Source organism: Phreatobacter sp., assembly GCF_022843985.1.
Lineage (GTDB): Bacteria > Pseudomonadota > Alphaproteobacteria > Rhizobiales > Phreatobacteraceae > Phreatobacter.
In genome coordinates, this window is sequence record NZ_JALHMP010000034.1 from 21,940 (window position 1) to 46,162 (window position 24,223).

General features: G+C 67.1%; 21 protein-coding genes and 1 pseudogene. 13 read left to right on the plus strand and 9 right to left on the minus strand.

Annotation, left to right across the window (positions count from 1 at the left end; all coding sequences use genetic code 11):
• Window positions 1–66 precede the first annotated feature (66 nt).
• The 9 genes from Q0C57_RS18555 to Q0C57_RS18595 all read left to right on the plus strand — a co-directional run bounded on the left by Q0C57_RS18555 (window position 67) and on the right by Q0C57_RS18595 (window position 7,653).
• Window positions 67–1,686 (plus strand): ABC transporter substrate-binding protein, encoded by a 1,620-nt coding sequence (locus Q0C57_RS18555; RefSeq protein ID WP_296578641.1) that lies wholly within the window; start codon window positions 67–69, stop codon window positions 1,684–1,686.
• 22 nt (window positions 1,687–1,708) lie between these two features.
• A complete protein-coding gene (locus tag Q0C57_RS18560; protein WP_296578642.1) occupies window positions 1,709–2,662 on the plus strand; it encodes an ABC transporter permease in 954 nt (317 codons plus the stop codon).
• A gap of 4 nt (window positions 2,663–2,666) precedes the next feature.
• Window positions 2,667–3,569 carry an ABC transporter permease gene (locus Q0C57_RS18565; RefSeq protein WP_296578645.1) on the plus strand — a complete coding sequence of 301 codons (903 nt, stop codon included), beginning with the start codon at window positions 2,667–2,669 and terminating at the stop codon, window positions 3,567–3,569.
• Entirely contained in the window at window positions 3,566–4,567 is a 1,002-nt protein-coding gene (locus Q0C57_RS18570) for an oligopeptide/dipeptide ABC transporter ATP-binding protein (RefSeq protein ID WP_296578648.1), read from the plus strand. The genes Q0C57_RS18565 and Q0C57_RS18570 overlap by 4 nt, the downstream gene beginning before the upstream one ends.
• Before the next feature lie 10 nt (window positions 4,568–4,577).
• Window positions 4,578–5,573, plus strand: a complete 996-nt coding sequence (locus Q0C57_RS18575) for an ABC transporter ATP-binding protein (RefSeq protein ID WP_296578651.1) — start codon at window positions 4,578–4,580, stop codon at window positions 5,571–5,573.
• Between the two features lie 47 nt (window positions 5,574–5,620).
• On the plus strand, window positions 5,621–6,358 hold the full coding sequence (locus Q0C57_RS18580; protein ID WP_296578653.1) for an aspartate/glutamate racemase family protein: 738 nt from the start codon (window positions 5,621–5,623) through the stop codon (window positions 6,356–6,358).
• A gap of 44 nt (window positions 6,359–6,402) precedes the next feature.
• The gene (locus Q0C57_RS18585) at window positions 6,403–6,774 is read left to right on the plus strand and encodes a PilZ domain-containing protein (protein ID WP_296578655.1); all 372 of its coding nucleotides are present in this window, start codon (window positions 6,403–6,405) and stop codon (window positions 6,772–6,774) included.
• An 88-nt stretch (window positions 6,775–6,862) separates the two neighbouring features.
• Window positions 6,863–7,099 (plus strand): DUF2798 domain-containing protein, encoded by a 237-nt coding sequence (locus tag Q0C57_RS18590; protein WP_296578657.1) that lies wholly within the window; start codon window positions 6,863–6,865, stop codon window positions 7,097–7,099.
• Complete coding sequence (locus Q0C57_RS18595; protein ID WP_296578659.1) at window positions 7,096–7,653, plus strand: hypothetical protein; 558 nt, start codon at window positions 7,096–7,098, stop codon at window positions 7,651–7,653. Before Q0C57_RS18590 ends, Q0C57_RS18595 begins: the two co-directional genes overlap by 4 nt.
• A 7-nt stretch (window positions 7,654–7,660) precedes the next feature.
• On the opposite strand, the gene Q0C57_RS18600 is transcribed toward Q0C57_RS18595, so the two are convergent.
• The gene (locus tag Q0C57_RS18600; protein WP_296578662.1) at window positions 7,661–8,269 is read right to left on the minus strand and encodes a TetR/AcrR family transcriptional regulator; all 609 of its coding nucleotides are present in this window, start codon (window positions 8,267–8,269) and stop codon (window positions 7,661–7,663) included.
• A 601-nt stretch (window positions 8,270–8,870) separates the two neighbouring features.
• Between Q0C57_RS18600 and Q0C57_RS18605 the strand changes: the two genes are divergently transcribed.
• A complete protein-coding gene (locus Q0C57_RS18605) occupies window positions 8,871–9,824 on the plus strand; it encodes a DUF2865 domain-containing protein (protein WP_296578665.1) in 954 nt (317 codons plus the stop codon).
• 232 nt (window positions 9,825–10,056) lie between these two features.
• Window positions 10,057–12,048 carry a potassium transporter Kup gene (locus Q0C57_RS18610; protein WP_296578668.1) on the plus strand — a complete coding sequence of 664 codons (1,992 nt, stop codon included), beginning with the start codon at window positions 10,057–10,059 and terminating at the stop codon, window positions 12,046–12,048.
• A gap of 94 nt (window positions 12,049–12,142) precedes the next feature.
• On the opposite strand, the pseudogene metH reads toward Q0C57_RS18610, so the two are convergent.
• From metH to Q0C57_RS18625, 3 genes and pseudogenes are all read right to left on the minus strand, one after another.
• Window positions 12,143–15,962, minus strand: a pseudogene (gene metH / locus Q0C57_RS18615) (methionine synthase).
• A 34-nt stretch (window positions 15,963–15,996) separates the two neighbouring features.
• Window positions 15,997–16,911, minus strand: coding sequence for a methylenetetrahydrofolate reductase [NAD(P)H] (metF, locus tag Q0C57_RS18620; protein ID WP_296578671.1), 915 nt, complete (start codon window positions 16,909–16,911; stop codon window positions 15,997–15,999).
• On the minus strand, window positions 16,911–17,894 hold the full coding sequence (locus tag Q0C57_RS18625; RefSeq protein ID WP_296578690.1) for a metalloregulator ArsR/SmtB family transcription factor: 984 nt from the start codon (window positions 17,892–17,894) through the stop codon (window positions 16,911–16,913). Before Q0C57_RS18625 ends, metF begins: the two co-directional genes overlap by 1 nt.
• Window positions 17,895–18,163: 269 nt before the next feature.
• Between Q0C57_RS18625 and Q0C57_RS18630 the strand changes: the two genes are divergently transcribed.
• Together Q0C57_RS18630 and Q0C57_RS18635 are read left to right on the plus strand one after the other, a co-directional pair.
• Window positions 18,164–19,312 (plus strand): PA0069 family radical SAM protein, encoded by a 1,149-nt coding sequence (locus Q0C57_RS18630; RefSeq protein ID WP_296578693.1) that lies wholly within the window; start codon window positions 18,164–18,166, stop codon window positions 19,310–19,312.
• 11 nt (window positions 19,313–19,323) lie between these two features.
• Window positions 19,324–19,764, plus strand: a complete 441-nt coding sequence (locus Q0C57_RS18635; protein WP_296578674.1) for a VOC family protein — start codon at window positions 19,324–19,326, stop codon at window positions 19,762–19,764.
• Window positions 19,765–19,777: 13 nt separating this feature from the next.
• Here Q0C57_RS18635 and Q0C57_RS18640 read toward each other — a convergent pair whose 3' ends face one another.
• The 5 genes from Q0C57_RS18640 to Q0C57_RS18660 all read right to left on the minus strand — a co-directional run.
• A complete protein-coding gene (locus Q0C57_RS18640; protein WP_296578677.1) occupies window positions 19,778–20,626 on the minus strand; it encodes an outer membrane beta-barrel protein in 849 nt (282 codons plus the stop codon).
• Between the two features lie 187 nt (window positions 20,627–20,813).
• Window positions 20,814–21,701, minus strand: coding sequence for an outer membrane beta-barrel protein (locus tag Q0C57_RS18645; protein WP_296578680.1), 888 nt, complete (start codon window positions 21,699–21,701; stop codon window positions 20,814–20,816).
• 147 nt (window positions 21,702–21,848) lie between these two features.
• Window positions 21,849–23,195 carry a phosphoglucosamine mutase gene (gene glmM, locus Q0C57_RS18650; protein WP_296578683.1) on the minus strand — a complete coding sequence of 449 codons (1,347 nt, stop codon included), beginning with the start codon at window positions 23,193–23,195 and terminating at the stop codon, window positions 21,849–21,851.
• Window positions 23,196–23,378: 183 nt separating this feature from the next.
• Window positions 23,379–23,621 carry a DUF3297 family protein gene (locus Q0C57_RS18655; RefSeq protein WP_296578686.1) on the minus strand — a complete coding sequence of 81 codons (243 nt, stop codon included), beginning with the start codon at window positions 23,619–23,621 and terminating at the stop codon, window positions 23,379–23,381.
• A 272-nt stretch (window positions 23,622–23,893) separates the two neighbouring features.
• Window positions 23,894–24,223, minus strand: a 330-nt coding sequence (locus tag Q0C57_RS18660; RefSeq protein WP_296578687.1) for a hypothetical protein, incomplete at its 5' end; no start/stop codon positions are given.

Here is a 24,223-nt window from a genome sequence, read left to right on the forward strand (position 1 = left end):
TCACGCAAGGCCGGGCGGCCCCTGTGCGGGTCGCCCGGTTCCTCCCCCGAATTCCATGAGGCTGAGATGCGTTCTTTCGACAGGCGGCAGGTGCTCGCCGGTGGTCTTGCTGCAACCACGGTGTCCTTCCTCGACCTGTCGCAGGTCAGCGCCCAGGGCTCGGGCGTCCTGCGCATCGCCATGACGGCTTCGGACATTCCGCTGCCGAACGGCCAGACCGACCAGGGCGCCGAGGGCATGCGCTTCGTCGGCTTCAACGTCTTCGATTCCCTCATCCTGTGGGACCTCACCAGGGCCGACACGCCCGGCGGCCTCATTCCAGGCCTTGCGACGTCATGGCGCGTCGATCCGGCAGATCCGACGCGCTGGACCTTCGTGCTGCGCCCCGGCGTCACCTTCCATGACGGCTCCGCCTTCGACGCCGCCGCCGTCCTCTGGAACTTCGACAAGATCCTGAAGGCCGATTCACCCCAGCACGACCCACGCCAGGCGGGCCAGGGCCGCACCCGCATCCCCTCGGTGAAGAGCTATCGCGCGCTCGACCCGATGACCGTCGAATTCGTATCGAACACGCCGAACGCGCTGTTCCCCTACGAGATCTCCTGGATCCTGATGTCGTCGCCGGCCCAATGGGAAAAGGTCGGGCGCAACTGGGACAGCTTCATCCGCAGCCCGTCGGGAACCGGCCCCTGGAAAGTCGATCGCTACACGCCCCGCGAGCGGCTCGAACTGGTCCCGAACGCTTCCTACTGGAACCCCGCCCGTCGGCCGAAGCTCGATCGTGTGGTTCTGGTGCCGATGCCGGAGCCCAATGCCCGCACCGCCGCGCTCCTGTCCGGTCAGGTCGACTGGATCGAGGCACCCGCCACCGACGCCCTGCAGCAGTTGCGGGCCCGCGGGATGCAGATCACCTCCAACGTCTATCCGCACAACTGGACCTGGCATTTCTCGCGGGTCGAGGGTTCGCCCTGGAACGACATCCGCATCCGCAAGGCGGCCAACCTGGCAGTCGACCGTGCCGGCATGGTGGAACTGCTCGGCGGCATGATGCTGCCCGCGAAGGGCATGGTGCCACCCTCCAGTCCGTGGTTCGGCAAGCCCTCGTTCGACGTCAAGACCGACGTTCCCGCCGCCCTCAGGCTGATGGCGGAAGCGGGCTACAGCCCGGCGCGCCCCCTGACCGTCAAGGCGATCATCTCGCCCTCCGGGTCGGGGCAGATGCAGCCGCTGGTGATGAACGAGCTCATCCAGCAGAATCTCGGCGAGATCGGCATCAAGGTCGAGTTCGAGGTGATGGACTGGAATGCGCTCGTCAGTTCCTGGCGGGCGGGGGCAAAGCACCCCTCCTCCCGCGGCGCCCATTCGACCAATTCGTCCTATTTCAGCCAGGACCCCTTCACGGCCCTCATCCGCCACCTCGACGGCGGGCTCCTGCCTCCCGCCGGCACCAACTGGGGCTACTATATCGATCCGGACATGGATGCCCGTCTCGCCAGGATCCGCTCATCCTTCGATGCGGCGGAACAGCTCGCCGCGATCCAGCGCGCCCATGAGAAATTTGTCGACGAGGCGCTGTTCCTGTTCGTTGCCCACGACGTCGCGCCGCGCGCCATGTCGCCGCGGGTGAGGGGCTTCATCCAGGCACAGAACTGGTACCAGGACATCAGCCCGGTCACCGTCGGATGACGCGGCTCTCAGGACGCCCCGCATGCTAGTCTATCTCGGCAAACGCCTCGTCTACACGATCCCGATCGTCATCGGCGTGTCGGTCGTCTGCTTCGGCCTTGTCCACATCGCCCCGGGCGACCCGCTGGTCTCGGTCCTGCCACCGGACGCATCGGAAGAGCTGAAGATGCAGATGATGCGGGCCTACGGCTTCGACCGGCCCTATTACGAGCAGTTCCTGCTCTGGTGCTGGCGCGCTTTGCAAGGTGACCTCGGCGTCTCCATCGCCACTGGCCGATCCGTCGCCAGCGAGGTGTTCCGGGCGGTGAAGAACACGCTGCTCCTGTCCTTTGTCGCCACCTTCATCGGCTTCTTCTTCGGCCTGCTCTTCGGTTTCGTCGCCGGCTATTTCCGCAACAGCCCCATCGACAAGATCGCCTCCATCCTCTCGGTGATCGGCGTCTCCGTGCCGCATTACTGGCTCGGCATGGTGCTGGTCATCATCTTCTCCGTGCAGCTCAACTGGCTGCCGCCGACCGGCGCGGGTCCCGGCGGCTCGGCCGACTGGCAGCCGGACTGGGCGCATCTGCGCCATCTCATCCTGCCGGCCATCACCATGAGCGTCATTCCCATGGGCATCGTGGCGCGCACCATCCGCGCCCTCGTCGCCGACATCCTCAGCCAGGACTTCGTGCCGGCACTGCGGGCCAAGGGCCTCTCGGAACTCGGCATCTTCGGCCATGTCGTGAAGAACGCCGCCCCCACGGCCCTCGCTGTCATGGGCCTGCAACTCGGCTATCTGCTGGGCGGGTCCATCCTTATCGAGACGGTCTTCTCCTGGCCGGGCACCGGCTTCCTGCTCAATGCGGCGATCTTCCAGCGCGACCTGCCCCTGCTCCAGGGGACGATCCTCGTCCTGGCGCTCTTTTTCGTCCTCCTCAACCTCATCGTGGACGTCATCCAGACGGCCATCGATCCGCGCATCCAGAGGAGCTGACCCGATGACCTCCGTCGCCTCGCTCCTGCCCCAGGACCCGGCCAAGACCGTCGCGCCCATCGAAAGGTCGCCCGGCTACTGGTCCGGCGTCGGCAAGCGCTTCCGCAAGGACAAGCTCGCCATCGCCGCCGGCATCCTCGTCCTGCTGCTGATCCTGATGGCGATCTTCGCCCCGCTCATCGCCCCGATGGACCCCTATGCGGGACGCACCATCCGCCGGCTGAGGCCGGTGGGGACGGACGGTTTCCCACTCGGCACCGACGAACTCGGCCGCGACATGCTTTCGCGCCTGATCTATGGCGCCCGCTATTCCCTGATGATGGGGGTCACCCCCGTGCTGATGGCCTTCGGCGTCGGCAGCCTCATCGGCATCATCGCCGGCTATGTCGGCGGCAAGACCAACACCGTGATGATGCGCACCATCGACGTGTTCTACGCCTTCCCCTCGGTGCTGCTGGCGGTGGCGCTGTCCGGCGCGCTCGGCGCCGGCATCCAGAACGCGCTCGTCTCGCTCACCGTCGTTTTCATCCCGCCGATCGCCCGCGTCGCCGAGGCCGTGACGACCCAGGTGCGCAACCGCGACTATGTCGAGGCCGCCCGCGCTTCCGGCGCCAATGCGCTCACGATCATCCGCGTGCATGTGCTCGGCAACGTGCTCGGGCCGATCTTCGTCTATGCGACGGGCCTCATCTCGGTCTCAATGATCCTCGCGTCGGGCCTGTCCTTCCTTGGCCTCGGCGTCCGACCGCCCGAGCCTGAATGGGGCCTGATGCTGAATACGCTGCGCACCGCGATCTACAACCAGCCCCTGGTCGCAGCCCTTCCCGGCGTGATGATCTTCATCACCTCGATTTCGTTCAACGTGCTCGCCGACGGGCTGCGCAACGCCATGGACGTCAAGGTATGAGCCTGCCCCTCCTCACCGTCCGCGGTCTGGTCAAGCACTTCCCCATTGCCGGCGGCCTGTTCGGCCCCAAAAAGGTGGTGCGCGCCGTCGACGGCATCGACTTCGACGTCATCGATGGCGAGACGCTTGGCATCGTCGGCGAATCCGGCTGCGGCAAGTCGACCACCGCCCGCCTGCTGATGCACCTGATGGACCCGACCCGCGGCGAGATCCTCTTCGACGGTGCCAAGGTCGGCTCACCGGACCTGTCGCTGACCGAATACCGCCGCCAGGTCCAGATGGTCTTCCAGGACAGCTATGCCTCCCTCAATCCGCGCCTGACCATCGAAAGCTCGATCGCCTTCGGACCGCAGGTCCACGGCGTGCCGCAGCGCGAAGCCATCGAGCGCGCCCGCGACCTGCTCGCCAAGGTCGGCCTCGAACCATCGCGTTTTGCCGGCCGCTATCCCCACGAGCTCTCGGGTGGCCAGCGCCAGCGCATCAACATCGCCCGCGCGCTGGCACTGCAGCCCAAGGTCGTCATCCTCGACGAGGCCGTCTCGGCCCTCGACAAGTCGGTGGAGGCGCAGGTCCTCAACCTCCTCCTCGACCTCAAGGAGGAGTTCAAGCTCACCTATGTCTTCATCTCACACGACCTTCATGTCGTCCGCTACATGTCGGACCGCGTCATGGTCATGTATCTCGGCAAGGTCGCCGAGATCGGCCCGTCGGAAGCGATCTTCGAGGACCCGTTCCACCCCTATTCCGGTGCCCTCACCCGCTCCATGCCAACCATGGACCCGGACAACCGCACCGAGAAGGCGCCGCTCTTCGGCGATCCGCCGAACCCGATCGACCCGCCCCCCGGCTGCCGCTTCCACACCCGCTGCACCTTCGCCGAGGGCGTCTGTTCCCAGCGCGAGCCGGTGTTGACCCGCGCGGCGGCGCTGCACGACGTTGCCTGCCTGCGCTCCGAGCCGGGCTCCGGCCATACGATGGCTCCGGCGGCCGCGGCGTGAGGGACAAGAGATGCTGACCACCCCGCCCCTCGTCGATATCCGCAACCTCAAGGTCACCTTCACCGGCGGCCCCAAGCCGATCTGCGCCATCAACGGCGTCGATCTCGCCCTCGACCGCGGCGAGACCCTCGCCATCCTCGGCGAATCCGGTTCCGGCAAGTCGGTGACACTGCGCGCCATGCTCCGCCTCAACCCGGAAAAGCGCACCAAGGTCGAAGGCTCCATCACCGTCGGCGGCAAGGACGTTCTCACCCTCGGCCCGAAGGAACTGCAGGCCTTCCGCGGCCGCGACGTCTCGATGATCTTCCAGGAGCCTGCGCTCGCTCTCGACCCCGTCTATACGCTCGGCCACCAGATCGCCGAGACCATCGTCAAGCACGACGGCGGGTCCTGGGCTGACGCGAGGAAGCGGGCGCTCGACCTCTTCGAGCGGGTGCGCATTCCCTCGCCCGAGCGCCGCCTCGACAACTACCCCCATGAGATGTCCGGCGGCATGCGCCAGCGTGCGATGATCGCCCTGGCGCTGGCCTGCAACCCGAAGGTGCTGCTCGCCGACGAGCCGACGACTGCCCTCGACGCCACAGTTCAGATCCAGATCCTGCTGCTGATCCGCGAATTGCAGCGCGAGTTCGGCATCGCCGTCATCTTCGTCACCCACGATATCGGCGTGGCTGTCGAGGTCGCCGACCGTGTCGCGGTCATGTATGGCGGCCGGATCGTCGAGACCGGACCGATCCGCGACATTCTGCGCAGCCCCCGCCATCCCTATACGATCGGCCTCCTGAAGAGCCGCGCCCACGACGCCATGACCAAGGGCACCCGGCTCGACGCCATTCCCGGTTCGCCGCCCGACCTGGCCAACCTGCCGCCCGGCTGCTCCTTCGCCCCGCGCTGCAAGCTCGCGGCGCCCGCCTGCTCGGAGGCGACGCCCGAGCCCGTCGCCGTCGGCGCAGGCCACGAGGCCCGCTGTTTCCGCACCGATGCGACCGCGCCAGTGGCCGCATGATCGGCTAGGCTGGACGAATCCTCGCCGAACCGGACGCCGTCGCCGCCATGCACCTGACCATCGTCAATCCGAACACCACCGTCTCCATGACCCGCGCCATCGGCGAAGCGGCGCGCGCTGTCGCAGCACCCGGCACGACCATCGAGGCCGTCAACCCCGACAGCGGCCCGGCCTCCATCGAGGGCTATTACGACGAGGTCTATTCCATTCCGGGCATGCTGGCGGAAATGCGCGCCCGCCCCGGTTCGGACGGCTTCGTCATCGCCTGTTTCGACGATACTGGCCTCGACGCCGCCCGCTCCCTGATGGACGTGCCCGTGGTGGGCATCGGCGAGGCGGCGATGCATGTGGCGACGTTGCTGGCGACCAAGTTCACCGTGGTGACGACCCTGGCCGTCTCGGTGCCGGCCCTTGAGCACAATGTCCACAAATATGGCTTCGCCCATCGCTGCGCCCGGGTGCGCTCCTGCGAAGTGCCGGTGCTGGAACTCGAAAACCCCGCCTCTGACGCCCGCGCCCGGATCTCTGAGGAGATCGCACGCGCGAAGAGCGAGGACCGCGCCGAGGCGATTGTGCTCGGCTGCGCCGGCATGGCGGACCTTGCGGCAGCGCTGTCGGCGGAGCACGGGCTGCCGGTCATCGACGGCGTCGCGGCCGCCGTGAAGCTCGCCGAGAGCCTGCACACCCTCGGCCTGCGGACCTCCAAGGCCGGCGGCTATGCGCCGCCGCGTCCCAAAGTCTATCGCGGGCAGTTCGCGTCCGCGGCCGTCGCAACGGACGGTTAAGGGCTGGCGCCTAGACTGTTGAAGACACTTTTGTCAGAGACAGGTTGCCCGCCGTGCCAACCAACGCAGCCATCGAGCGCCGCACGATCCAGCGGTCGCGCACGTTCTGGAAGGGAACCATCCTGTTCCCCGGCGGCCTGCGCTCGACCGAATGCACGGTGCGCAACTTCACGCAACGCGGCGCAAGGCTCGATTGCGGTGGCGTCGGCGACGTGCCGGATCACTTCCAGTTGAAGATTCCCCAGAAGGGCGAAACCTTCGAATGTTCCGTCACCTGGCGCCGCCCGCCTGAAATTGGCGTGGCCTTCCTGGTCGCGAAGGACTTGGGCACCGATTCGCTGGCGGAAAAGCTCAAGACCCTTGAAATGCAGAACCGGAAGCTGATGCAGCGCCTCAACGCGCGCGATTCCGACTGATCGAGCGCCGCATCGCGGCGTTATCCCATGACGCTTGCCACGCCGCGCGACAGTCGGCAGTGATCCGGTCCCAGTTCCGGAGACTGCCATGCCGCCGAAAGCCGCCATCATCCAGCCGATCCTCATGGCCGCCGTCATGGCCTTCCTCATGACCGCGCTCATCACCTGGCTCAATCTCGGCTTCCCGCCTGACTATCTGACCCGCTGGCTGACCGCCTTCATCATCGCCTGGCCGGCAGCCGCCGTATCGGCCTATATCGCCATTCCGATCGCGCGGAAAATGACCGGGCGGATCGTCACCTGGATGGAGGCGAAGGGCCTGTGACGCTGCTCGGTGCCGCAGAGGCTGTCGCCGCCCGCGCCAGCCCGGCCCGCCTCGCCCTGGCGCTGGCGGCCGTCCTCGCCTGCTACCTCGCCGGTGCCCTCCTCCATGCGCCCATCGAGGCGGCCCTGCGCGCCGCGCCCTGCGACGGGCTCGCCTGCCTGCGGCCGCTTCGGCCGGACACGCAGCACGGCGGCTACAGCGCCGCCGCCTTCCGCGACTATCTCGACGCCATCTGGTCGCTGCGCGGGCGGGGTCTGGCCGGCCTCGTCGTCGACCTGCCGCTCATCGCCGCCGTCACTGCCAGCCTCCTGTTCGCCGTCGGACTGGTGACCCGCGGCGTGCCTGTCAACGAGCGCACCCACCGCCTCCTCCTCGCCCTTCCCATCGCCTATGCAGCGATGGACCTGACCGAGAACATGCTGCTCGCCATCGCCTATTCGGGCCTCGGTGACGTCGCCGCGATCCTGCCCTGGGCATCGGCGCTGAAGTTCGGCACCGGCGTCGCCAGCGGCGCCGTCAGCCTGATGGCCGGGCTCATGCGGGCGCTCGCCTGAGCCGCGGTCACGGCATTCGGGCAAACCCGGCCAGCAGGGCATGGACCCCGATGTCGAGCATCCGCTCGGGATCATCCAGCCCGCCTGGCATGGCGATCGATCCCGGCGCCGACAGGGACGCCAGACCGTGGGTCAGGGCGAAGACCAGCGTCGCCGCGACCTTGACCCGCCGGGGATCGTCGCTGCCGATGCTCCGCCCAACCGCCTGCTGGAGCGCCGCGAAGCCCGGATCGTCTCCCGACCCGCCGCCGCCGGGATGGCCGGTGTTGAACATGGCGGCGTAATAGGCCGGTTCCTCGCGCGCGAAGGCGAGATAGGCCCGCCCCATGGCGACGAAACCGTCGGGGCCGCCGGCCTCGGCGGCGGCGCGGAGCCGCCGGCCCAGGGCCTCGAAGCCGGCTACGGCTATCTCCTTCAGCAGGGCCTCGCGGTCCTTGAAATGGCGGTAGGGCGCCGCGGGCGACACCCCCGCCAGTTTCGCCGCATCCGACAGGGTGAAACCCGCGGGCCCACGCGCTGCGATGAGCCGGCGGGCTGCCTCCAGCAACGCCTCGCGCAGATTGCCATGGTGATAGCCACGGCGCTCGGACAGTTCTGAATCGGGGAGGCTTGCCATGATGTAAAATGGCGTGACATCTGCGCCCGAGCCCGTCAAGGGGGCTCGCGGCGGCCGTCCGCGCGCCGGGGCGGCGAACGCAGCCCTCCCCGCCGCAACTCCCCGGAGGTGAAGGGTCAGGAACCCTCACCCAATGCGCCGCGTTGATCGCCGGAATTTCCGCAATCGTGTCAATCGGGAGCCCGGGCGTGCGGCGCGCAGCAGGCCCAAATCTCGGGATATCGCCAGATTTCACTTGGCGCCTCGCGCTGAGCCGGCATAGTTTGAGGCACCCGGTTTCTTCATGGGAGATCAGCCGTGGAACTCGTGCGTCACGTCAACATTGTTTATGCGTGCGCCGCCTTTGCCTTTGTTGGGGCGATTCTCTTCGGCGCTTTCTGACGACACTGACGCGGACTGGCGCGGCCTGGCACGTTGCCCATCGCTGCGCCGGTCCGCTCCGCCCCATGTTTCAGACGGGCACCGCAGCCACGACATGGTGGCGCAACATCCGCTCTCTAGGGTCCGCCTCTGCTGATCGTCCGCTCGGGCTCCGCGCCGGCGCGACGAGACAGAGCCGCATGCCCCTGCCTGTTCTGCGTCGCTCATCGAGGGTGGACCGATGACCTTTCACGCGCCGCGTCTCCACGCCGCCCTGTTGGCTGCCGGGATCACCTGCCTCGCCATTCTGGTCTCCACCGCCTTGTCCCTCGCCCAGGACCGGGACGAGTTCTATGCCATTGCCCGCGGCGAAGCCGGCCAGCGTGCGGGGGCACCGCCGACCTCCGGCCGCGGCCTCGGATTCCTGTCGCTGTTCGGCGGGGGCCGCAGCCGCGACGTGCCGGAAATCACCGTCCGCCCCGGCGGCGACATCCGCGGAACGCCGCGCGGCCATGGCGAGCAGAGCCGGTCGGCCACCGGCGAGAATGTCGGCGGACCGCGCGCCTATTGCGTGCGCACCTGCGACGGGTTCTTCTTCCCTATGGGGCCGGCCACGGTTGGCGCCGCACAGCAGGCGCAGCAGCACAGTTGCGCCTCCATGTGTCCCGGTGCCGACGTGGCGCTCTATTCGGTGAGGCACCAGGGCAGCATCGAGGAGGCGGTCAATGCCCGCGGCCAGACCTATGCGGCGCTGCGGACCGCCTTCCGCTTCCGCCAGGGACTGGAGCGAAGCTGCTCCTGCCAGGGCGCAGCCGCCAACGGCCTCGCCCGCCTTCCCATCACCCACGACGTCACCCTGCGCGCCGGCGATGTCGTGGTGACCGAGACCGGTGTCCAGGTCTTCCGCGGTGCCACGCGGTTCCCCTACCAGCCGCAGGATTTCGTAGCGGCACGGTCCTATGGCCGCCTGCCTGCCGACGTCCGCCGCCGGGTCGACGAGATCCAGGCCGGCATCCAGGCCGGTGATAACGCCGCCGCGGCCCCCGTCGGCCGCCTGCCGCAGGCAGCGCGGGCCGCCGCGGGCCCGATCCGGGATAGGGCCGGCCCGGTGTCGGTCTCCATCCCGGTGACCCCCGAGACGCCGGCCATCCGCGTCATCGACATGACCCAGAGCCGCGAGACACTCGTGCGCTGAGCCCCTGCCGGGTCCCCATTGATCCGGCCATGGGGGAGGAGTAAAAGCTGCCCTTGGACGTCATCCTTTTCCGCGGCATCGACGAGATTGTCTGCGGTGATCGGTCGCTTCCAACCCAAGACAAGGCCGGTGTTCCGTCCTGAATGATGCCGGCAGAGAGAAGGCGCAGCCGCGGTTGCACGTCGCGTGCCCTCAGGAACTCCCCCAGAACCGTCCCAAAGGTTTCGATCCGATGGCAGAAGATACGGCGGCCGGTTCCCCGCATCCGGCCGCGGCCGATGATGGCCCGGGCCAGGACAACCGCACGGAAACGCGTGGGGCCGGCGGGAACGGCGAACATGGTCATGGCCACGGCAATTCCCAGGCGAGCTTCTGGGGGCTGGTCGTCGGCTCCGTCGGTGTTGTCTACGGCGATATCGGCACCAGTCCGCTCTATGCGTTCCGTGAGGCCGTCGTTGCAGCGACAGGCCATGGCGCAACAGGCACCCCGAGCCGCGACATCGTCCTCGGCGTGCTGTCGCTGATTCTCTGGTCGCTGATCCTCATCATCACCGGCAAATATGTCCTGCTGCTGCTGCGCGCGGACGATAAGGGCGAAGGCGGCATCCTGACGCTGGTCGCCCTCGCCCAGCGCGCCATGGGCAAGCCCTCCTATATGATCGCCCTTCTCGGCATGGCCGGCGCCGCCATGTTCTACGGCGACGCGGCGATCACCCCGGCCATCTCAGTTCTGTCGGCACTCGAGGGCCTCAAGCTGGTAACGCCGGTCTTCGAGCCCTACATCCTGCCGCTGACGGTCGTGGTGATCATCGGGCTCTTCGCCGTCCAGAGCCACGGTACGGCCAGGGTTGCGCGCTATTTCGGACCGATCTGCGTCGTCTGGTTTCTCGCCATGGCGGTGACCGGCGCCATCCACATCGCCGATGATCTCGGCGTCTTTCATGCCTTCAACCCCTATTACGGTCTCGTCTTCATCGCCAATAACGGCACGATCGGCCTCCTCGCACTCGGCGCGGTCTTCCTGGCGGTCACCGGCGGCGAAGCACTCTACACCGATCTTGGCCATTTCGGTCGCAAGCCTATTCAGTGGGCCTGGTTCGGCCTGGTTTTCCCGGCGCTGACGTTGAACTATCTCGGCCAGGGCGCCATGGTGCTCGCCGACCCCTCCAAGCTCACCAATCCCTTCTATCTGCTGGCGCCCTCCTGGGCCCTGTTGCCGATGGTGATCCTGGCGACTCTCGCCACCATCATCGCGAGCCAGGCGGTGATCACCGGCGCCTTCTCCCTGTCGCGTCAGGCCATCCAGCTCGGCCTCCTGCCGCGCATGGCCATCCGCCACACGTCCGAGGAACAGGCCGGCCAGATCTACATGCCGGCCATCAACTGGGGCCTGCTGATCGGCGTCCTGACCCTGGTGCTACTGTTCAAGTCCTCGTCGAGCCTGGCCTCCGCCTATGGTATCGCCGTCACCGCCACCATGTTCATCACCGCCGTGCTCGCCTGGTTCGTCGTCCGTCGGCTGTGGAAATGGAACATCCTGCTGGCGCTCGTCGTGATGGTGCCCCTGATCGTCATCCACTTCATCTTCTTCGGCGCCAACATGTTGAAGCTCGTGGATGGCGGCTGGGTGCCGCTCGTTATCGGCGCGGTGATCATGTTCCTCATGCTGACCTGGCGGAAGGGCACGGCGATCCTCGCCGACAAGACCCGCCGCATCGAGGTGCCGCTGGTCGACCTGCTGAAGAGCTTCGACAAACGGCCGCCGCACGAGGTGGCCGGCACGGCGGTGTTCCTGACCTCCGACCAGTCCTATGCACCCGCATCGCTGCTGCACAACCTCAAGCACAACAAGGTGCTGCACGAGCACAATGTCTTCCTCGCCGTGAAGACGGTCGACGTGCCGCGCCTGCCGGACGGCGACCGCATCTCCTACGAGAAGATCAATGAGCGGTTCTCGCGGCTCACGGTCCGCTTCGGCTACATGGAAACGCCGCACGTCCCCAAAGCCCTCATCGCCTGCAAGAAATACGGGCTGAAGTTCGACATGATGTCGACCTCGTTCTTCCTGTCGCGGCGACACCTGAAGGCGTCCGGCAAGCTCGGCATGCCGCTGTGGCAGGACTACATCTTCATCGGCCTGGCGGTGAACGCCAATTCGGCGTCGGACTATTTCCACCTCCCGACCGGACGGGTGGTCGAGGTCGGCACGCAGGTCACGATCTGACCTCGCACCATGGCGCCTCGGCCGTTCGGGGCGTCGCGCCACGGCGCGCCGCGCCCGGTGGGGACGCGGCGGTCATGGCCCCGGGGCAGCCCCGTCACTCCGCCGCTTCGCTCATGCTCCGGAGAATGGCCGGATCGTAGTTCAGCACCGGTGCGAGCCAGCGCTCGGCCTCCTCCACCGTCCAGCCCTTGCGCCGCGCATAATCCTCGACCTGGTCGCGCTCCACCTTGCCGACGCCGAAATAGGCGCTGTCGGGATGGGCGAGATAGAGGCCCGAGACCGACGAGCCCGGCCACATGGCGCGGCTCTCGGTCAGCGTCACGCCGATGGCGCGCTCGACGTCGAGCAGGCGGAACAGCGTGTCCTTCTCGGTATGGTCGGGCTGTGCCGGATAGCCCGGTGCCGGGCGGATACCGCGATACTGCTCCAGGATGAGCTCTTCGGCCGAGGCAGTCTCATCCGCCGCATAGCCCCACAACTCCTTTCGGACGATCTGGTGCATGCGCTCGGCGAAGGCCTCGGCCAGGCGGTCGGCCAGAGCCTTGGCGAGGATCGAGGAATAGTCGTCCTTGGCGTCCTCGAAGCGCTTGGCCAGCACCTCTTCGCCGATGCCGGTCGTGACCACGAAGCAGCCGATCCAGTCGGGCTTCGTCCCGACCGGGGCAACATAGTCGGCCAGCGCGATATGGGCGCGCTCCCGGCCCTCGCGGCGCGAGATCTGCTGGCGCAGGGTATGCAGCCGGCCGATCTCCTGGCTGCGCGACTCGTCACTGTAGAGCGCGATGTCGTCACCGATCGTATTGGCCGGCCACAGGCCGACCACCGCCCTGGCGGTCAGCCACTTCTCGCCGACCATCCGCTGCAGCATCACCTGCGCATCCTTGAACAGGTTGCGGGCCGCTTCGCCATATTTGTCGTCGTCGAGAATGGCGGGATAGCGCCCCTTCAGCTCCCAGGTCTGGAAGAAGGGCGTCCAGTCGATGGCGCTGACGAGGTCGGCGAGGTCATAGTCCTCGTAGACACGGGTGCCGGTGAAGCTCGGCTTGGGCGGCTCGTAGCCCTCCCAGTCGAGCTTCAGGCGGTTCGCCCGTGCGTCGGCCAGCGGCATGCGCAGCTTGGCCTGTTCGCCGCGCAGGTGGGCCTCGGCGATCTTGGCATATTCGGTCCTGATCTCGGCGATATAGGGGCCGCGCTGGTCCTCGGAGAGCAGCGCCGAGGCGACACCGACGGCGCGCGAGGCGTCCAGCACATAGACGGTCTGGCCACGGTGGTAGTTCGGGTGGATCTTCACAGCCGTATGGACGCGCGAGGTCGTGGCACCGCCGATCATCAGCGGCACGGAGAAGCCTTCGCGCTCCATCTCGGCGGCGACATGGACCATCTCGTCGAGCGAGGGCGTGATCAGCCCGGACAGGCCGATGATGTCCACATTGTGCTTGCGCGCTTCGTCGAGGATCCGCTGGGCCGGTACCATGACCCCGAGGTCGATGACCTCGTAATTGTTGCACTGGAGCACGACGCCGACGATGTTCTTGCCGATGTCGTGGACGTCGCCCTTCACCGTCGCCATCAGGATCTTGCCGGCGGCGGGCTTATCGACCAGCCCCATGTCGCGCTTTTCCTGCTCGAGGAAGGGCTGGAGATAGGCCACCGCCTGCTTCATGACGCGGGCCGATTTCACCACCTGCGGCAGGAACATCTTGCCGGCGCCGAACAGGTCGCCGACATGGTTCATGCCGTCCATCAGCGGCCCCTCGATGACATGCAGCGGCCGCGTCGCCTGCTGGCGGGCTTCCTCGGTGTCCTGCTCGATGAACTCGGTGATGCCGTGAACCAGGGAATGGGTCAGGCGCTCGCCGACCGGCTTCTCGCGCCAGGACATGTCCTTCTTGTTGTCCTGCTGGGCGACGCCGTCACCCTTGAACCGCGCCGCCGCGTCGACCATCCGCTCGGTGGAATCAGGACGGCGGTTGAGGATCACGTCCTCGCAGAGCTCGCGCAGCTCCGGGTCGATCTCGTCATAGACCGGCAGGGCACCGGCATTGACGATGCCCATGTCCATGCCGACCTTGATGGCGTGGAACAGGAAAACCGAGTGCATGGCCGCGCGCACGGGCTCGTTGCCCCTGAAGGCGAAGGACACGTTCGACACGCCGCCGGAGACATGGGCATGCGGCAGGTTCTGGCGGATCCACTTCGTCGCCTCGATGAAGTCGACGCCGTAATTGTTGTGCTCCTCGATGCCCGTGGCCACCGCGAAGACATTCGGGTCAAAAATGATGTCCTCGGGCGGGAAGCCGACCTGGTCGACGAGGATGCGGTAGGCGCGCTCGCAGATCTCGATCTTGCGCTGGAACGTGTCGGCCTGACCGACCTCATCGAAGGCCATGACGACGACGGCGGCGCCATAGCGCCGCACCTTCTTCGCCTGTTCGATGAACTTCTCCTCGCCCTCCTTCATGGAGATCGAGTTGACGATGGACTTGCCCTGCACGCATTTCAGCCCGGCCTCGATCACTTCCCATTTGGAGCTGTCGACCATGACCGGCACGCGGGCGATGTCCGGCTCGGCGGCCATCAGGTTGAGGAAGGTCACCATGGCATGCTCGGAATCGAGCAGCCCCTCGTCCATGTTGACGTCAAGGATCTGCGCGCCGTTCTCCACCTGCTCGCGCGCAACGTCGAGCGCGGCAGTATAGTCGCCGTTGGTGATGAGTTTCCTGAACTTCGCCGAACCGGTGACGTTGGTACGCTCGCCGATATTGATGAAGGACGCGACGGGGGTGTTCATCGGGCACTCACGAAAAGAGAAGGACGGACGCGGCGCGTCACGCCGCGAACTCGAAGGCTTCGAGGCCGGAGAGACGCAGCTTCGTCTCGATGGCCGGGATGGCGCGGGGCTTCACGCCCTTTACCGCTTTCGCGATGGCAGCGATATGGTCGGGCGTCGAGCCGCAGCAGCCGCCGACGATATTGACGAGGCCGGCGGTCGCGAATTCACCGACCATGGTCGCCATGGCTTCCGGGCTCTCGTCGTAGAGGCCGAATTCATTGGGCAGGCCGGCATTGGGATAGGCGCAGACCAGCGTGTCGGCGACCTTGGCGAGCGCCTGGATATGGCCGCGCATCTCCTTGGCACCGAGCGCGCAGTTGAGCCCGATGGAGAAGGGCTTGGCGTGGCGCAGCGAGTACCAGAAGGCTTCCGGCGTCTGGCCCGACAGGGTGCGGCCCGACAGGTCGGTAATCGTGCCGGAGATCATCACCGGCAGCCGCAGGCCCTTCTCCTCGAAGACCTCCTCGATCGCCATCAGCGCCGCCTTGGCGTTCAGCGTATCGAAGATCGTCTCCACCAGCATGATGTCGGAACCACCGTCGATCAGGCCGCGCGCCTCGTCCGCATAGGCCTCGCGCAACTGGTCGAAGGTGGTGGCGCGGTAGCCGGGATTGTTGACGTCCGGCGAGATCGAGGCGGTGCGGTTGGTCGGACCGAAGGCGCCGGCGACGAACCGGCGACGGCCATCCTTGGCCTCGGCGCGCTTCGCCGCGTTCTTGGCAAGCCGGGCGCCCTCGTAATTGAGCTCGTAGGCGAGCTCTTCCATGCCGTAATCGGCCTGGGCGATGGAGGTGGAGGAGAAGGTATTGGTCTCGACCATGTCCGACCCCGCCTCGAAATATTCGAGATGGATCGCCTCGACCACGTCGGGACGGGTCAGGATCAGGAGATCGTTGTTGCCCTTCAGGTCATGGGTCCAGTGGGCGAAGCGCTCGCCGCGGAAATCCGCTTCCGAGAACTTGTAGCGCTGGATCATGGTGCCCATGGCGCCGTCGAGGATGAGGATTCGCTCGGCCGCAGCCTTGGTCAGGGCAGCAAGAATCTCGGCGCCGTCGGCATGGCGGTGGGGAAACTGGGTCATAGGGAGAGCTCCCTCCGGAGAGAATCTGACTGGATCACGCCGCCACCGCGCTCGGCGTGGCTTCCTTGGGCCGCATGCCCAGCAGGTGGCAGACCGCATAGACGAGATCGGCGCGGTTCATCGTGTAGAAGTGGAATTCGGTGACACCACGGTCGACGAGGTCCAGCGCCTGTTCGGCGGCGACCGCAGCGGCGATCAGCTTGCGCGTCGCCGGGTCGTTTTCCAATCCCTCGAAGCGCCGGGCGAGCCAGTCGGGCACACTTGCCCCGGTCCGCGCGGCGAAGCCCGCCGTCTGCTTGAAATTCTGCACCGGCACGATGCCTGGCACGATCGGGATGGTGATCCCGGAGGCGCGGACACGGTCGAGGTAGCGCAGGTAGACGTCATTGTCGAAGAAGAACTGGGTGATGGCCCGTGTCGCGCCGGCATCGACCTTGCGCTTCAGCATCTCGATGTCGGTGTCGAGCGAGGGGCTCTCGGGATGCCGCTCGGGATAGGCCGAGACCGAGACCTCGAAATCACCGATCGCCTTGATGCCGGCGACGAGCTCGGGCGAGCCCTCGTAACCGCCGGGATGGCTTTCGTATTTCGTGCCGACGCCGCCGACGGGGTCACCGCGCAGCGCCACGATATGGCGCACGCCGGCCGACCAGTAGTCGCGGATCACCTCGTCCACCTCGGACTTGGTCGCAGCGACGCAGGTCAGGTGCGCCGCCGGCTTGAGCACCGTGTCCCTGATGATGCGCGAGACGGTGGCGTGGGTCCGCTCGCGGGTCGAGCCGCCGGCACCATAGGTGACCGAGACGAAGGAAGGCTCCAGCGGCGCGAGCCGCTCGACCGATTCCCACAGGGTGGTTTCCATCTCTTCCGTCTTCGGCGGGAAGAACTCGAAGGAGACCTTCAGGCGGGAGCGCGAGACATAGCGGCTGGGTTTGTAGGCGGAGGACATCAGGCGACCTCGATGGCAGGTGCCGCCGGCAGGACCGGGGCGTCGTTGACGATGCGTGGGTCGCGGCCGACCCAGATGGAGACGGTGAGCGTGTCACCGCCGGAATTGTCGGGCGCGAGGGTGGTGAAGCGGACCGGCGTCAGGCCGGCCGCAGCCATCCAGCCTTCGATCACGTCGCGGGCGAAACCGAGGCGGCGGTGCGCCTGGACCTCACGCAGGAATTCCTGTTCGTGCGGGGCGAAGTCCACCACGACGAGGCGTCCGCCGGGGCGCAGCACACGTGCCGCCTCGCGGATGGCACGGGCACCGTCGTCGAGGAAATGCAGCACCTGGTGGATGATGACGCCGTCATAGGCGTCGCGCGGCAGGGCGAGAGAATAGATGTCGCCGGTGCGCACGGAACAATGGCGGATCCCGGCGCGGTCGAGCGCCGCGCGCGCCAGGGTCAGCATTTCCGGGCTGGCATCGATGCCGAGGCCGCGATCGATGTCGGGGGCGAAAAGCTCCAGCATCCGACCGGTGCCGGTGCCGAGGTCAAGCAACGAGCGCAGTTTCGTGCCGGACAGCGCGTCGCGCACGGCCTTCTCGACCCGCTCCTCGGGAACATGGAGGGCCCGAAGCCGCCCCCAGTCCGCGGCATGACGGCTGAAGAAGGCCTGCGCCTCGGCTGACCGCTTTGCGCGCACCGCGGCGAGTCGCTCGCGGTCGCTGGCAAGGATGGGATCACCCGGATCGACCAGTGCCGCTAGCGCAGCGACGGTGCGGGCGCCTGCCCCCTCGCCCGCGGCGCGAAAGAAGGCCCAGGAGCCTTCCTTGACCCGCTCGACAAGTGCTGCTTCCAGGAGGAGCTTGAGATGGCGTGAGATGCGCGGCTGCGACTGGCCGAGAATATCGACCATGTCAGTCACCGTCAGTTCGGCCTCCGCCAGCAGCGCGAGCAGTCGCAGCCGGGTCGGCTCGCCAACGGCACGCAGGACCGCCACGGCGCCGTCGAACGCATAGGCGGCCGCAGCGGCCCGAAGGGGTTTACCGAAGGACAGGGTCACAGGCTCACTCACATATAAAGATATCTTTATGCCCGTTTGCCAGCCGTGGCAAGGGGCATTCGACGCGGCAAAATCGGCGACCACAAGCACCATGTTCCTTTTTTGTTCTTGAGCGACTACCGGCTCTCTGCTAGCTCTGAGCCATGGCCCGTCCCCGCCCCTCACCGGTTCAAGACGATCTCGCCGCCCGCCTGAACGGCGGTGGAATGGAGGCTGCGGCGGCTCGCATCTTCGGCCTCGAAACCGCCAGCGCCCTCGATCTGTCGTCGGGCCCGGCGGTCGGCGAGGCCCGGCGGCGCGGGCGCGGCACGCTGACCAACGCCTCCGGGCGTTTCGAAAGGGAGCGCCGGGAGGCCATCGACGACGGGTGGGGATCTCTTGAGGAACTGCCCGCGCTCGCCACGACGGTGACCGAGGAGAAGGCCAAGCGGATCATCACCCGCAACGATTCGCCCGATCTGTCCTTCGACCGGTCAATCAATCCCTACAGGGGCTGCGAGCACGGCTGCACCTACTGTTTCGCCCGCCCCACCCATGCCTATATGGGCCTCTCCCCCGGCCTCGATTTCGAGACGCGGCTGTTCGCCAAGCCCAACGCAGCGGACCTCCTGGAAAAGGAACTGGCGGTGCCAGGCTACCAGCCGCGAACCATCGCGCTTGGCACCAATACCGACCCCTACCAGCCGATCGAGAAACAGTGGATGCTGACCCGGCGCATCCTCGATGTGCTGGAGGCGGCGAACCACCCGGTGGGGATCGTCACGAAGAGCCATCTCGTCACCCGCGACATCGACATTCTCGCCCGCATGGCGGCCAAGGGCCTCGCCAAGGTGGCGCTGTCGGTGACGACGCTCGACGGCAAGCTCGCCCGCTCGCTGGAGCCGCGCGCCGCGACCCCGGCGAAACGGCTGGAGGCCATCCGCCTGCTGTCGGAAGCGGGGGTCCCGACGGCGGTTCTCGTCGCGCCGATCATCCCTGCCGTCAACGACGCCGAGATCGAGCGCATCCTCGATGCGGCCTGGCACATGGGCGCCCGCGAGGCCGGCTATGTCCTCCTGCGCCTGCCGCACGAGATCCGCGACCTGTTCCGCGAATGGCTGGTGGCGAACCGGCCGGACGCGGCACGCCACGTCCTCTCCCTCGTCCAGCAGACCCGTGGCGGCAAGGATTACGACGCGACCTTCCACCTGCGGCAGAAGGGCACGGGCCCTTTCGCCTGGATGATCGGCCGCCGGTTCGAGGTGGCGCGCGAACGCATCGGCTTCAACAAGCGGACACTGCGGCTGGACAGCGGGCATTTTACGCCCCCTGCCCGCAAGGGAGCGGCCGCTGCCGAGCAATTGTCGCTGTTGTGAAGGGATACCGCATGAAACCCGCCCCCGCCGCTATCGCCCTGGTCACGCTCGGTGTCGACGACCTGCCCCGCGCCACGCGCTTCTACAGCGATCTCGGCTTCGACAAATCCGCCTCGCAGAGCCAGACATCGGTCAGTTTCTTCAGGGCCGGCGGCGTCGTCCTGTCCCTCTTCGACCGCCGCGCCCTCGCCAAGGATGCGGGGCTACCGGTCGCGCCGCGCGGCCCCTTCGGCGGGATCACCATCGCCCGGACCCTGCCCTCGCGCGAAGCAGTCGACGACGCCTATGCCCATGCCCTGGCGCATGGAGCCACGGCGCTGAAGCCGCCGCAGGAGGTTTTCTGGGGCGGCTATTCCGGTTACGTCGCCGATCCCGATGGCCACCCGATCGAACTCGCCTTGAACCCGTTCTTCCCGCTGCGCGAGGACGGCTCGGCCGACCTGCCGATGTGAAGGGCACCGCCGGTCAGTTTCCGGCGCCCAGCCCGTCGCCGAACATGTAGCGAAGACCGATGCGGAACTCGTGCGCCGCCACTGTCGTGCGGTAGGCACCCCCGGCGGTATCGGCAAAGCGCAGCGCGCCCATATGCATGTAGCGATAGCCGAGATCGATCTTGGTCTGCGGCGTCAGATCGATGGTCACGCCGGCCATTGCGGCCCAGGCGAGGGTCCACTTGACCGTGGAGACGAGGGTCGGCGTGCGTATCGTCTCGCCGAGCAGCGCAGCGGCAGGCACCGGCGTCGAGACATAGCCGGAGGCGGCGAGACGGGCGGTGCCGATGCCGACACCAAGATAGGGCGTCACGCCGCCCCAGCCGCCGAGATCGACATAGGCGTTGACGAGCAGCGCATGGGCGGTGACGCCGAAACGGTCCGTGCGGGCGGGTACCGGCAGCGGCCCGGCATAGGCCCAGTTGCCCTCGGGCGGTGCAAAACCCGAGAGCCGCGCGGTCGAGCGGATGTCGAGCGTCGTGTCGAGGCGCAGCCACTTGTATTTGAAGCCGGCGCCCAGGCCGGCGCCGAAACCCGTGCCGGCGCGTGTGTCGCGCAGGTCCACCCAGGCCCCGGGGGCCAGATTGACGGCGTCGAAATAGCGCGCGGCAGGGCGACGGAAGAAGCTGGCAGTCAGGTCGCCGCGCATGTACCAGCCCGACGAGAAGTCCTCCGCCAGGACCGGGGGCAGCAGCGGCGCAGACGGCGGGGCGCCACGCGTGTCGGCAGCGAGAGCCGGCGGAGCAGCGGCGAGTACCAGACAGGTTATGACGGCGGCCGAAAGGCGGTTTCCGATACGCAGCCACATGGTCGGACCTGTCATCGACTCGTTTCCTGCAAAGCGCGGGGGAAGCCCGGCCGTCAGACGCGGGGAGAAGCCGGACCAGTGTCGGAAATGCGGGTTAAGGTCGCCTTAAGGTTAAAAATTAACCGTGCCGCCACCCTCCCCGCCCAATCGGAAACGGCGCGGGCCAGGCCCGCGCCGTCTTGTCCGCGCGGTGGCGGTCGGATCAGTAGCGGGCGACGATCGGCTCGGCCGGCACGGCGCAGGCGCAATTGAGCGACCAGCGCATGCCGATCTTGATCTCGTGGGCGGTCAGGCGGCTGGCCTGGATGGTCTCACGGCCCGGCCGCGGCTGGCCGGTGGCGGGGTCACGCAGCAACAGAGCCGGCATGTCGCCGAGCGAGAGATAGCGGTAGCCAGCTTCCAGCGTGAGCCGCTCATTGACCTTGTAGCCGACGCCGGCCATCAGCGCCCAGGCGAAGCTGGTGCGCGACACGGAACTGGCATAGCCGCCGAGCGAGCCGGTCGCCCCGGTGACCGTGTTGAAGCCGGTGGAGGTGTCGGTGAAGCCGCTCACTGTCGTATGGGCGAAACCGAAGCCGGCGCCGAGATAGGGCGTCAGGCAGCCGATCTGGCAGAAGGTGCCGAGATCGACATAGAAATTGGCGAGGCCGACCATCGAACGGGTGTTGCCGTGATAGAGATTGGTCTGCGCGGTGGTGCCGCCGCCAGCGTCGAAATTGACGTAGTCGAGGCCGCGCAGCTGACCGCCGGCGCGGAACTCGCCGGTCAGATCGGCGCGGAACCAGGAGTTGAACTGGTAGCCGACGCCGATACCGATCGACACCGTTTCCGAATGAGACTTCATGCGCAGCGCATAGTCGTTGACGCCGCCGGTGCCGGCGCGCACCTGCGTGCCGTTCTGCATCACGGCGAAATTGCCAATCGCATGGGCGGCCACACCGATGTCGCCGCGCAGGTACCAGCCGCCGCTCTCGGCGGGCTGCACCACGGGAACAGACTGGCGTAGAACCGGCGCGACGTCTGCCGCGGTGGCGGCGGTGGAAACGAGCGCCGCCGCGGCGGCGAGGACGGCTGAAGAGTGGCGGCGCATGGCGATGTCCTGGCGGGGGCCGCACCCTTCACGGGGCAGCCGGAGGTTCAACGCCAAAAAAATCGCAGAGATTGCTTAAGGGCGGCTTAACCCTAACGAACATGGTCAACGCCGGGTGAAGCGACCCGCCCCCTGCCGGCACGAGGTTCAGGCGGCGGCCTTGGCCACGGCCGCGACGATCTGGTCGACAACGGTCTCGACGAGTTCCCGGTCGTCCCCTTCCGCCATGACGCGGATGACGGGCTCGGTCCCCGAGGGGCGGATGACGAGGCGACCATGGCTGCCGAGCTTCAGCTTGGCGTCGTCGATGGCGGTGACGACGCTCGTCGCCTCCAGCGGCTTGCCACCCTTGAACCGCACGTTCTTGAGGATCTGCGGCAGCGGCTCGAATCGATGGCAGACCTCAGACACGGGCCGGCCCATCTTGAGCACGACCGCCAGCACCTGCAGGGCGGCGACGAGGCCGTCCCCCGTCGTCGAATAGTCCGACAGGATGATGTGGCCCGACTGCTCGCCACCGACATTGAAGCCATGCTCGCGCATATGCTCCAGCACATAGCGGTCGCCGACCGGAGTGCGGGCGAGTTGAAGGCCGAGACCGCCGAGGAACCGCTCCAGCCCGAGATTGGACATGACGGTCGCGACAATCCCGGGCTGGGCGAGGCGGCCATCTTCAAGCCACGACTGCGCCACGACCGCCATCAACTGGTCGCCGTCGACCACATGGCCCTTCTCGTCGACGATCAGCACGCGATCGGCGTCGCCGTCGAGAGCGATGCCGATATCGGCGCGCATCTCGCGCACCTTCTCCACCAGCGTCTCCGGATGGGTGGAGCCACAGGCCTCGTTGATGTTGAAGCCGTCAGGCTTGTCGCCAATCGTCACGACCTCGGCGCCGAGCTCCCAGAGTGCCGCCGGGGCCACCTTGTAACCGGCGCCGTTGGCGCAATCGATAACGATGCGCAGACCCGCAAGGTCGAGGTTGCGCGGCAGCGTGCGCTTGGCAAACTCGATGTAGCGCGCCTGGGCGTCGTCGATGCGCTTGGCGCGCCCCAGGAGCCGCGAGGCGGCGAGCTTCTTCGAAAGGTCCTGGTCCAGCAGGCTCTCGATCTCGCGCTCGACCTCGTCGGAAAGCTTGTAGCCATCGGGTGCGAAGAGCTTGATGCCGTTATCGTCGAAGGGGTTGTGGGAAGCCGAGATCATCACGCCGAGATCGGCCCGCATGGAGCGCGTCAGCATGGCGACCGCCGGTGTCGGCATCGGGCCGACCAGCAGCACGTCCATGCCCACCGAGGTGAAGCCGGCGACCAGCGCGTTTTCGATCATGTAGCCGGACAGCCGCGTATCCTTGCCGATCATCACCCGGTGGCGATGGGTGCCGCGCTGGAACGCGACGCCGGCCGCCTGCCCCACCTTCATCGCGAATTCGGGCGTGACCGGGAAGGCGTTGGCGCGGCCGCGGATGCCATCTGTACCGAAATACTTGCGGGGCATGGGCGAACTCTCGTGCGGCTTCGGAGGGTCGTGGGTTGCGATTCGATGCGATCAGGCGGTCCGCACCTTATAGGCGCAGGCGCCGCCGATGTCCCCGGGCGCGCTTCACATATGGTAAGCAACGATGACAGTGGCCCGGACCGGTCGACAGGGTGGCACCACGCTCGAGACTCCCGGCGCGCCTCAGCGCTTGAAATAGGGCTCGACCGGGCCGGTCAGCTTGATCGTCAAAGGGTTGCCGAAACGGTCCTTGGCGGCGCCGGCAGTGACGCGGATCCACCCTTCCGACACGCAATATTCCTCGACATTGGTCTTCTCGACACCCTTGAAGCGGATGCCGACCTCACGCGAGAGAACGGCCTCGTCGTAGAACGGACTGTTGGGATCGGTCGACAGGCGGTCCGGCAGGGTCGGCGCATCGGTCAAGGCAGGCTCCTCGCGGGCTGGCAGGATCTTTCCCCCGACATAGACGTCCACCCGCCCCCTGCCAAGACCGCCGGGACCCGGCACCCGGGCGCGTCAACCGGCGGGACGGCGCAAAATGCCTCGCATCCGGCGGCAGACCGGCCCGAGCCATGCCGACTTGCTACGCAATCGCGCGCGGCGAGTCCGGTCGACATCCTGCATTCCGTGCCACGGAAATAGAATCTGAATTACCGAGCCATTGCCATTGGCGAAATGCCCCGCCGACTCAGTATTCATCTGTTGCAATGCAGCAAATGTAGCGGCTTCCGTTTGGTTATGTTGATGAGAATAATTCTGTCCGGCAGGACCAGACGTGCTAGCCTCGCGGCCGGGCGGCAATTATCGAGGAGATTGACATCATGGATAGGCGGTTTTTTCTGTTGAGCCTTGCCGGCGGCGCCGTGGCGACGACCGTTGTCGGGTCGGTGGCGGAAGCGGCGCCTGCGGCCGCACCCACGCTTGACGGTGTCCGCGGCGCGCTGGGCGCTGGCGAAACGATAGAGATGCAGCGCGGTGGCCGCGGGCGTCGCGGCGGCGGCGGCCGTAGTGGCGGGTTCCGCGGC

Bases quoted from the DNA above. Each gene is read 5' to 3' on its own strand.
- Q0C57_RS18605 (WP_296578665.1), top strand. From the start codon at position 8,871: ATGACCTTTCACGCGCCGCGTCTCCACGCCGCCCTGTTGGCTGCCGGG.
- Q0C57_RS18565 (WP_296578645.1), top strand. From the start codon at position 2,667: ATGACCTCCGTCGCCTCGCTCCTGCCCCAGGACCCGGCCAAGACCGTC.
- Q0C57_RS18600 (WP_296578662.1), bottom strand. From the start codon at position 8,269: ATGGCAAGCCTCCCCGATTCAGAACTGTCCGAGCGCCGTGGCTATCAC.
- Q0C57_RS18640 (WP_296578677.1), bottom strand. From the start codon at position 20,626: ATGACAGGTCCGACCATGTGGCTGCGTATCGGAAACCGCCTTTCGGCC.
- Q0C57_RS18630 (WP_296578693.1), top strand. From the start codon at position 18,164: ATGGAGGCTGCGGCGGCTCGCATCTTCGGCCTCGAAACCGCCAGCGCC.
- glmM (WP_296578683.1), bottom strand. From the start codon at position 23,195: ATGCCCCGCAAGTATTTCGGTACAGATGGCATCCGCGGCCGCGCCAAC.
- Q0C57_RS18560 (WP_296578642.1), top strand. From the start codon at position 1,709: ATGCTAGTCTATCTCGGCAAACGCCTCGTCTACACGATCCCGATCGTC.
- Q0C57_RS18570 (WP_296578648.1), top strand. From the start codon at position 3,566: ATGAGCCTGCCCCTCCTCACCGTCCGCGGTCTGGTCAAGCACTTCCCC.
- Q0C57_RS18645 (WP_296578680.1), bottom strand. From the start codon at position 21,701: ATGCGCCGCCACTCTTCAGCCGTCCTCGCCGCCGCGGCGGCGCTCGTT.
- Q0C57_RS18610 (WP_296578668.1), top strand. From the start codon at position 10,057: ATGGCAGAAGATACGGCGGCCGGTTCCCCGCATCCGGCCGCGGCCGAT.
- Q0C57_RS18555 (WP_296578641.1), top strand. From the start codon at position 67: ATGCGTTCTTTCGACAGGCGGCAGGTGCTCGCCGGTGGTCTTGCTGCA.
- Q0C57_RS18590 (WP_296578657.1), top strand. From the start codon at position 6,863: ATGCCGCCGAAAGCCGCCATCATCCAGCCGATCCTCATGGCCGCCGTC.
- metF (WP_296578671.1), bottom strand. From the start codon at position 16,911: ATGTCCTCCGCCTACAAACCCAGCCGCTATGTCTCGCGCTCCCGCCTG.
- Q0C57_RS18635 (WP_296578674.1), top strand. From the start codon at position 19,324: ATGAAACCCGCCCCCGCCGCTATCGCCCTGGTCACGCTCGGTGTCGAC.
- Q0C57_RS18575 (WP_296578651.1), top strand. From the start codon at position 4,578: ATGCTGACCACCCCGCCCCTCGTCGATATCCGCAACCTCAAGGTCACC.
- Q0C57_RS18580 (WP_296578653.1), top strand. From the start codon at position 5,621: ATGCACCTGACCATCGTCAATCCGAACACCACCGTCTCCATGACCCGC.